Source organism: uncultured Limnohabitans sp. (genome assembly GCF_937889215.1).
Classification (GTDB): Bacteria; Pseudomonadota; Gammaproteobacteria; order Burkholderiales; family Burkholderiaceae_C; genus Limnohabitans_A.
In genome coordinates this window covers 1-9193 of the sequence record NZ_CALBEX010000294.1, presented here as the reverse complement: position 1 = coordinate 9193, position 9193 = coordinate 1, and the positions used below count along the sequence as shown (strand labels likewise).

At 62.0% G+C, this 9193-nt stretch carries 9 protein-coding genes; 4 read left to right on the top strand and 5 right to left on the bottom strand.

What is annotated here, in order from left to right; all coding sequences use genetic code 11:
* The coding region (locus Q0341_RS07490; protein WP_299511686.1) for a DUF692 family multinuclear iron-containing protein at positions 1-1618 on the bottom strand (1618 nt) is incomplete at its 3' end.
* A 41-nt stretch (positions 1619-1659) separates the two neighbouring features.
* A complete protein-coding gene (locus Q0341_RS07485) occupies positions 1660-1938 on the bottom strand; it encodes a hypothetical protein (RefSeq protein ID WP_299511684.1) in 279 nt (92 codons plus the stop codon).
* Between the two features lie 306 nt (positions 1939-2244).
* On the opposite strand from Q0341_RS07485, the gene Q0341_RS07480 reads away from it, so the two are divergent.
* Complete coding sequence (locus Q0341_RS07480) at positions 2245-3408, top strand: stealth family protein (protein WP_299511682.1); 1164 nt, start codon at positions 2245-2247, stop codon at positions 3406-3408.
* Between the two features lie 53 nt (positions 3409-3461).
* Here Q0341_RS07480 and Q0341_RS07475 read toward each other — a convergent pair whose 3' ends face one another.
* From Q0341_RS07475 to Q0341_RS07465, 3 genes are all read right to left on the bottom strand, one after another.
* A complete protein-coding gene (locus tag Q0341_RS07475; protein WP_299511680.1) occupies positions 3462-3806 on the bottom strand; it encodes a TIGR03643 family protein in 345 nt (114 codons plus the stop codon).
* A gap of 1 nt (position 3807) precedes the next feature.
* On the bottom strand, positions 3808-4083 hold the full coding sequence (locus Q0341_RS07470) for a hypothetical protein (protein ID WP_299511678.1): 276 nt from the start codon (positions 4081-4083) through the stop codon (positions 3808-3810).
* A gap of 283 nt (positions 4084-4366) precedes the next feature.
* Positions 4367-5002 carry a flavin reductase family protein gene (locus tag Q0341_RS07465; RefSeq protein WP_299511676.1) on the bottom strand — a complete coding sequence of 212 codons (636 nt, stop codon included), beginning with the start codon at positions 5000-5002 and terminating at the stop codon, positions 4367-4369.
* A gap of 87 nt (positions 5003-5089) precedes the next feature.
* Between Q0341_RS07465 and Q0341_RS07460 the strand changes: the two genes are divergently transcribed.
* From Q0341_RS07460 to recC, 3 genes are all read left to right on the top strand, one after another.
* Positions 5090-5458 carry a glutaredoxin domain-containing protein gene (locus Q0341_RS07460; protein ID WP_299511674.1) on the top strand — a complete coding sequence of 123 codons (369 nt, stop codon included), beginning with the start codon at positions 5090-5092 and terminating at the stop codon, positions 5456-5458.
* A gap of 5 nt (positions 5459-5463) precedes the next feature.
* Positions 5464-5817 carry a hypothetical protein gene (locus Q0341_RS07455; RefSeq protein ID WP_299511672.1) on the top strand — a complete coding sequence of 118 codons (354 nt, stop codon included), beginning with the start codon at positions 5464-5466 and terminating at the stop codon, positions 5815-5817.
* A gap of 260 nt (positions 5818-6077) precedes the next feature.
* Positions 6078-9193: exodeoxyribonuclease V subunit gamma (gene recC / locus Q0341_RS07450; RefSeq protein ID WP_299511670.1), on the top strand; the 3116-nt coding region annotated here is incomplete at its 3' end.

Here is a 9193-nt window from a genome sequence, read left to right as displayed (position 1 = left end):
GCGACAACCAGCTTTGCAGCCATGAGCCAAGCATCTCGGGGGTGGGCAAGAACTCGGTGTCGGCAAAATGCGCGCTCACGTCTTGGATGGACGCACGCGCACCCAGCGCTTGCAAAAAACGGTATTGGGCCGCGTCCAGGCCCATGAAGTGCGGCTGTAAATCCCAGCGCCAAACCACCAAGCCTGAGCCGACCTCCAAGTGCTGCACATCGGGCACTTCGACATCGTCGTCTATGGCGTGCCATATTTTGAGCACATTGGTGCGGCTCTCGCGCAACACCACACTGGGGTGCAGGGGTGAGCTGATGCGCAAGCAAGGGATATCCCCTTGGTCATCGGGCACCAGTGCCTCGAGGGTCAGGGCTGGGGCGTCCGCGCCATCAAAGCGGCTGCGCAAATCCCAATCGAGTTGGGCCAACTCGTGCAGCTCAGGGTTGTCAGGATAAATCTGTCTAAAAAAAGCAGGCAAGGCTGCGCCATAGCGCCCCAAATTGCGCTCGACGGGTGCTTGCTGCACGGCAAACACACTGGCGTGCTCGTCGAACAAATCGCTGCCCATGTAGGCACAGGTTTTGGCAAAGCTGTCGCGCAAAACCTCGCACAAACGCAGGCGGTAGGCGCGGTGGTAAATCTCAAAGCGCCGTGCGGGCGTGTCGCTCACGCTTTGTGCCAAGGCCAATCGCTTGGGCGCGTCACCGGGCTGCGGATCTTGCAACACGCAAGCCATCCAGTCGTTTTGCAGCGCCAGCAAAGCGGGGCCTTGGGCCGGCAATTCATGCACCGCATCGCCAAGAGCGACGATGCGTGGTGATTCGTCCGTGTTTGTGTTCGCGTGGGTTTTGGCGATGGCGCGCGCCATGTCCAATTCGGCCAGCAATTCGGGCAGGGGCGGGATCTGGTCGTCGCGTTCGACCATGGTGGCCACCGCGCCAAAACGGCTGCAGGCGGCCGCGTACAAATTCCAGACCTCCTTGCACACCGGATGGTCGTGGGTGTCGATGATGTGCGTTGGATAGCGGCTGTGTCCGGCCAAATGCATTTGTTGCACCCGATGCGAGGGCAAGGCATGCAAGTAAGCCAGCGGGTCAAAACCATGGTTGACCGATGACACATAGATATTGTTGATGTCTACCAGCAGCAGGCAATCGGCTTGGTTGGCCACATGGCTCAAAAACTCCCACTCGCTGGCGCTGCTGTGACCAAAGCTGACATAGCTGGACACGTTTTCCACCACCAAGCGGCGCTGCAAAACGTCTTGCGCTTGGCTGATGTGCGCGATCAAGCGCCGTGCCGCCTCTTCTGTGTAGGGCAAAGGGTTGAGATCGTGCAACACGGTGCCGCCCACACCGCTCCAGCACAAATGGTCTGACACCCACAAGGGTTGGACCCGATCGGTGAGTTGTTTGACTTTTTGCAGATAGTTCAGATCCAGACCATCGGCACTGCCCAGCGACATCGCTACGCCATGCATGGCCACGGGGTAATCGCGGCGGATGAGGTCGAGCATTTTCAGGGGACGCCCACCCCGGACCAAAAAATTTTCGGTGAAAACCTCCAACCAATCCACCGGCTGGCGCTGGCGTTGAAAGTCCGGGTAGTGCGGCGTGCGCAAACCCAAGCCGAAGCCCGGGCTTGCTTCACAAAGTGAAGGCACAGTGATCACAGATCGCCGATGGTGCCTTTGGAGGCCAAGCATTGGGCTGCTTTCATGGCTTTGAAGCCTTGGCCTTTGCAGCCGTTTTGGCCTTTGCAGCTGTGGTCGGTGGTTTTGCAGTCGCTGTTGCCTTTGCAGTCGTGCACGTTGTAGCAATGCACGGTGTCGTTGGCGCCGACGGCTTTGCCCGAGGAGCCCTTGGGGGCGTCTGCTGCAAAAGCGCTGGCGGACAAAGCCAAAAGGGCTGCGGCCATGGCCAAGGAAGTGCCGGAAGTGGTTTTCATAAGAAGCTTTCTGAAAGAAATGATTGGAAAGGTAACGGCGGTATGTGGGATGTTCTCGCCGTCATTCATTCAATTCGCCGCGTCATCTGGGAAAGTTACAGAGCCCTTTAAATTTTTAGTCTTTTATTTTTTACTAAATATTTATAAAAAACTCACAAAAGATATTTAAGTTTTCAATTGCGTGATTCTGTGTTTCAGTGGCTTGACACGCTGGCTGAAACCACCGATGGGCCGAGTGGGTTGCCGTGTGCCGCACACGGGGGTGGGTATTGAAATACCCCCCAAGCGCGCTGATAAACTGTCCGCTTGAAAAATTCCAGTTCTTCCACCCCCAGCACCGCCGCCCAGGTGCCTGCAGCCTCAGCGAACCCAGGCCTGCCCCAAGTGCCGGACACCCCGATCGATGTGGTGTACCTGTGGGTGGATGGCAACGATTCGAGTTGGCAGGCCAAGCGCCAAGCGGCTTTGGCGCAGTTGCCACGCGACTCCAGTGCCGCCATGGCGCGTTACAGCAATGTAGAGGGCCGGTTTCGGGACAACCACGAGCTGCGCTACAGCCTGCGGGCGCTGGAGAAATTTTTCCCGCAGCACGGCCATGTTTACATCGTGACCGATGCGCAGGCCCCGGACTGGCTGCGCCCCTCGGACCGCCTGACGTTGGTGGACCACCGCGAGCTGATGCCCGAAGCTGTTTTGCCCACCTTCGATTCGGGCCACATTGAATCGTGGATTCACCACATTCCGGGTTTGTCTGAACGCTATTTTTATTTCAACGACGATGTGTTTCTGGGCGCACCGCTGAACCCTGCCGATTGGTTCACGCCCGAGGGTTTTTACCTGACTTGGTCGGACGAGCCCGAGGTGACAGACGAAGCCATGCGCATGGACGCGACCTCGCTGGAGAACGCGTGTCGCTTGTCGATCGAGTGGCTCAGAGCGCGAGACCCCTTGTACGCCAGTACTTTTCGCACCTTCGCCCATTCGCCCCGGCCCATGCGTCGCTCAATTTTGCAGGCGCTGGAGGGCATTGCCCCCGAGTTGTTTGCAGGGGTGCGCTCGACGGTGTTTCGCAGCTGGGACAAGCCGACCATCGTGTCGGATTTCGTGCTGCGCTGGGCGCTGACGCAGGGGTTGGCGCAGCTGCGCACTTATCGCCACCGCCATGTGTCCACCGGGGATGCCGATCAGCAAGCGCAGCTGCAGGCATTGGCGGCCGAGTTTGGCGCGCTGGATTTCTTTTGCATCAACGACACCACCGATGACGCGCACCCAGACGATCCCCGCTTGCTCCAGGTGCAGTCGGTGCTGCAGGCCATGTTGCCCCAGGTGTCGGGGTTTGAGCAGACTCCGCGCCACGCGCTTGGCCAGCCCGGCCGCCGGGCTGGAGGCGATGCCGCTGAAATCCACCAAGGCGCACAAACTCCAGCGCCACACCAAAGTCCGGTTTCAGGCGCACGCCGCCGGGCTTGAGCACCCAGGTAGGTGCACTTGTGGGTTTTGCGTTGCTTAGGCTGCCAAAACCATCAGCGCAATGACGCCGCACTGACCGTGCACGGCAACGCCGCGGGTGTATCGGTCTCTGTGGTTTGGAGCCATCCAGGCGAGGCCGCTGGCAGGGACGCCTGGTGTTCTTGCAGCTGCCGGGTGTGCTGCTTGTTTTGGTGTTTGGCCACACGGCCCCTCACGCGCATGCGCCAGACCCGAAACGAGCGTGTTTTGAGCTGTTCGCGCATCAAGGCGATCACTTCGCCTTCGCGCAAACCAAACTGCAAGGCAATGGCTTCAAAGGGGGTGTCGTCTTGCCAAGCCATGCCGATGATGCTGGACACATCGGCTTCAGACAGGCGGTTGGGCAAGGGGGTGGGCATCTCAGGTGTTTTCAATCGGAAGGTCTCGGGTGGGGCTGCCTGGTCGGTCGGTGTGCTGCACTTCAAAACCATCGGCCACAAAAGCGGGGCCTTTCATCAACATCACGATCACGCAGCCAATGGCCGCCGTCAATACCAGCGCCCAGTGCAGCATCACCGCGCCGATGGCGATGTACAGGTATCGGGTCAATGCCCTTTCAGAAGCTGGCATGAGGGTGTCGGGTGCGGCCAGCCAAGCCAGGGCCACCAAGGCCAGAGGCAAAGTGGTGCCAGCCACAGCGATTCAAGGTAATTTTTTCCACAATGCCCATTCCAAGCCAGGCGCAGACCGGGTAAAGCCGGGCAATCTTTGAAGCCAGTTCACGAGCGTCTCCTGCTGCGGTGGTTCAATAAATCCATCATGCCAGAGACTGTTTGGCCTGCTCATGGCAAGTGTTCTGCCGCTGCAAAGATGTAGCACGCACGGATTGCGTGGGTGTGTGCAGGGCTGGCCAACCGTGCTGATCCAGTCGCAGTCAGGTGCCGACCTTGGACGCTGGTCCTGCGCTCAGTTTATGCACTCACTTGGGCAAATCGCGCGCACCGCTTTCGGGGCGGTACATCTTGAAAAGTTGTTCCGGTCCGATGCTGAAGTAATCGGCCGGGCCACCGCCTCGCAAAATGTGCCCGGCGCGGGCTGTGTCATAGACCCCGCCTGGCACCAAGCGCTGGTCAATGTGGATGCCGACCACTTGGCCAAACACCATCCAGGTCTCTATTTTCTCGCCCTGCAGGTCTTGCAGTTGCACAATTTGTGTGCAGCGGCATTCAAAGCTGACAGGGCTTTGCGCCACGCGTGGCACGCCCACGATGCGCGAGGGCTCGGGCGTCAGGCCCGCGAGCTCAAACTCGCTGACCTCTGGTGGCACTGCCTCGCAGGTTTGATTCATCACCTCGGCCAGTTCGCGCGTGACCAGGTTCCAAACAAACTCACCCGTGGCCTCGATGTTGTTGAGCGAATCCTTGCGCCCGATGCTGGAAAAACCAATCACAGGTGGCACGTAATTGAAGGCGCTGAAAAAACTGTAAGGGGCCAGGTTGAGCACCCCTTGCGCGCTGCGACTCGACACCCAGCCAATGGGGCGCGGGCCGACGATCGAGTTGAAAGGGTCGTGTTTGAGGCCGTGGCCCAAATGGGGTTCGTAAAAATGCATCATGCACGGACTGTAAAGCTTCGCCAGGCATGCAGGCAGTCATGCACCGGACATGTGGGGCAGACTATGATGGCGGCCCAAAGGACCCTCATGACACGACCTCTTCTCGATGATTCGGCCATTCACCTGGCCATTCGCCAACGCATCCGCACACTGCACCTGCCCGTGATCGAGCGGGTGCAATCGGCCATTGCCCAGCACCCCGTGGTGGTGGTGGGCTTGTCGGGCAACCCTTATGTGGGCAAAGCCCGCAAGGCGCTCTTGGCCGCAGGCGTGGCGCACGAGTACATCGAAATGGGCAGCTACTTTTCGCAGTGGCGTTTGCGCAATGCCTTGAAGATGTGGACCGGTTGGCCGACTTTCCCGATGGTGTTCGTGCGCGGCATGCTGATTGGCGGCGCCGACGACCTGCGCCGCCTGGTCGACAGCGGCGAACTGCAAACTCTGCTCGCAGCCTGAGCGCCATGGCGAGCCCCGCAAAACCCGAGTTGTGGCGCACCGAGGTGAGCGAGCCGGTGGCGGTGCTCCACATTCCGGGTGCGCTCAAGCGCTCTCGCACCTTCGACATCGATGTCAGCCTGTTGGTGCTGGTGCCCGAAGACAACGCGCAGGCGTGGCACGCGCTGACGCTGGAGATCGACGGCCAGCGCCAGTGGCACCGGCGCATCCCCAGCCAGTGTCCTGGGCAAACCGATGGGCTCGATTACCACTGCCGTGTGGTGCTCGAAGCTGGCCCGGCATTGCGCATTCGCGCTGTTGCGCAGACCCGGGCTTCGGTGGTGCAGCGCTTGCAAATTGAAGCCAGGCAAGACGATTGACCCCTCGCCGGACCAGGCGTGCACCGTCAGCCCAGACCGACCCCAAAAAATTGCCCCCTCCAACAGTGCCCAAACTTGTGGATAAGTGCGTGCACAAGTCTGCACAGGGCCGTTTTCAGGGGCTTGCCGGAATGTGCTTATTTTTTAGGCAAATGCCCAGGGGCGTTGGGCTCAAGGGCTGAGCCTTGGTGGCCTGTATTTGCGGCTATTCTTATTGGCTTGAGGCCATTTTTTGAGGCCTGAATGCCAAGTTGGACCGCATGACCCCTTCCTTGATCGCTCCGGGCTTTTTGGCCCTGCACAGCCACCGCTCCGAAGTGCTGGCCGAGACCTTGTCGGCTTGGCTGACGCGCCAGCCTCTGGCCCCGCTGGAGCAAGAGGTGGTGCTGGTGCAAAGCAACGGCATGGCCGAGTGGATCAAGATGGCCTTGGCTGGGCAGGGCGGTGGTGTCTGCGCCGCCACCCGTGTCGAGCTGCCCTCGCGTTTTTTGTGGCGCACTTACCGCCAAGTGCTGGGCGCGGCCAACGTGCCCCCAGACTCGCCGCTTGACAAATTGCCCATGACTTGGCGTTTGATGGCTTTGTTGCCCGCGTGCGTGGGCGATGCGGTGTTCCAGCCCGTGGCCGGATTTTTGCGCGGGGATGAACACGACCGCCTGCTGCAGCTGGCCAGCCGCCTGGCCGACCTGTTTGACCAATACCAAATTTACCGCCCCGACTGGCTGCAAGACTGGGCCGGTGGGCATGACGTGTTGCGCAAGCTGCCGGGGCAAGCGGTCTCGCCTGGCGATGCTTCGGGCCAGTTGCCCGAGGAGCAGCGCTGGCAGGCCGAGCTGTGGCGGCGCGTGTTGGCCACGCTGTCCGATGCCGAAAAACAGGCCACCCGGCCGGCCTTGCACCTGCGGGCCCTGGCCCGTTTGCAATCGGGCCAAGCCCTGGCCAGCCCGGTGGCGCGGCGCGTGTCGGTATTTGGCATGAGCCACATGCCCAGCCAATTGCTGGAGATGCTGGGCGCTTTGGCGGCGCACAGCCAAGTGCTGCTGGCCGTGCCCAACCCCTGCCAATACCACTGGGCCGACATCATGGACGGGCGCAATGCACTGCGCGCCGAGCGCAGGCGTCACGCCTACAAAAAAGAAAACCTCTCGCAAGTTGATTTTGAGCAGATGCACCTGCACGCCCCGGCCTTGCTGGCCGCCTGGGGGCGGCAGGGGCGCGACTTCATTCGCCAATTGGACGCGTTTGACGATGTGCAGGCCGCCCAAGCGAGCCTGCCCGGCCAGCGGCTGGACTTGTTTGACGACGCCCCCGCTGCCGATGGCAGCCGCTTGCTCACGCAACTGCAAAACCGCATCCGCGATTTGCGTTCGGCGCAAGAGCCGGTCGATGCGCCGCTGAACCCGGGCGATGACTCCATCGTTTTCAAGGTGGCGCACAGCCCGGTGCGTGAGCTGGAGGTGCTGCACGACCAACTGCTGGCTTGGTTTCATGCCCAACCCGACGTCTCGCCCCGCGACGTGGTTGTCATGGTGCCCGACATCGACACCATGGCCCCAGCCATTCGCGCCGTGTTTGGGCAGTACAAGCGGGGTGATGCGCGCTTCATTCCGCACGACATTGCCGACCTGGGCGCGCAGGCCAACAGCCCCTTGATCCACGCGGTGCAATGGTTGTTGGCCTTGCCCCAGCAGCGCGGCCGCATGAGCGAGCTGGTGGCGCTGCTCGAAGTGCCTGCTTTGGCTGCCCGCTTTGGCCTCAAGCCCGAGCAACTGCCCACGCTCACGCGCTGGATGACCGGCTCGGGCATCCGCTGGGGTTTGTCAGCACCGCACCGCGCAGGCCTGGGTCTGGCCGATTGTGGCGAAGACAATTCGGCCCTGTTTGGCGTGCAGCGCATGCTCATGGGTTACGCCTGCGGGGCCGATCCGGTGCCCGACAGTGCTGGCATTGACCCCTATGCCGAGGTGGGCGGGCTCGAGGCCGAGCTGGCCGGGGCCTTGGCGCACCTGCTGCAAGCCCTGATGGACTGGTGGCAACACGGCGACAGCGAGGCCACCCCACTGCAATGGGCCGAACGCGGCCGCGCCATGCTGGCAGCTTTGTTCAAGCCGCAAGGCGATGCCGACCGCAATGCCTTGACAGCCCTGGACCAAGCCCTGAACGACTGGACCCGCGCGGCCGATCAGGCCAACTTTGCCGACGCCGTGCCCTTGGCCGTGGCCCGATCGGCCTGGCTGGAGGCGCTCAAAGTGCCCAAGCTTGAGCAGCGCTTTCGGGCCGGGGGCGTGACGTTTTGCACACTCATGCCGATGCGGGCGATCCCGTTCCAGATGGTGTGCTTGCTGGGCATGAACGACGGCGACTACCCGCGCCGCAGCCCGCGTGCCGACTTCGACCTGCTGGGCCTTGCCCACCTGAGCCGCCCGGGCGACCGCTCTCGCCGCGACGACGACCGCCAGCTGATGCTCGAAGCTTTGCTGTCGGCCCGGCGCGTGCTGTATGTGAGCTGGAGCGGGCGCAGCGTGCGCAACAACAGTGAGCAGCCCCCCTCGGTGCTGGTGTCGCAGTTGCGCGACGAGATCGATGCGCTGTGGGGCGCAGGCAGTGCCGAGCGGCTGACCACGGTGCACCCGCTGCAGCCCTTTAGCCGCTTGTATTTTGAAGAGGGCCGTGACTTTCGGACCTACGCCAAAGAGTGGCGGGCCGCGCAGACCGACCCATCGGCCCAGCCGACTGCGCCGCACGCTGCCGAGCCACCCTTGTGTTTGCCGCCATGGGAATCGGCCCAAGGCCTGCCGGTGATCTCGCTGGCGCAGCTGGGCAGGTTTTTGCGCCAACCTGTGGGCACGTTTTTTCGGGAACGCTTGCAAGTGCATCTGGAAAGCGAGCGCAGCGAACGGCCTGACGAAGAACTTTTTGGCTTGGGCGGACTGGACCTGTACCAACTGCTGGACCACCAACTGCAGCATGTGCCCACCGATTTGAGCTCCGACACCTTGCCCGAGCACGCCCGCCTTGAGGTGCGCCGCCTGCGCTTGGCCGGCGCATTGCCGCTGGCGGGAGTGGGGCAGCTCGAAGCGCGGCAACTCACGACCCAACTGGAAGCCTTGCTGGGCGCTGCACTGCGCGAGCGGGCGGCCTATCCGCATCCCGCACCGCGTGTGTTGGTCGACATGCCACACCCGCATGTGCAGCTGCAAGATGCCGTGAGCGGTGTCTTGACAGGCGAGGGCGGCAGCTTGCTGCTCGGCCTGCGGGCCAACGCCTTGGCCGATCTCAAGGGCAAAAACCCCAAGGCCTTGGCGGACAAACTGATCGACACCTGGCTGGTCTCGTTGGCCGCCGCCGCCATGGGGCAGTCGATGCTGTGCGTGGT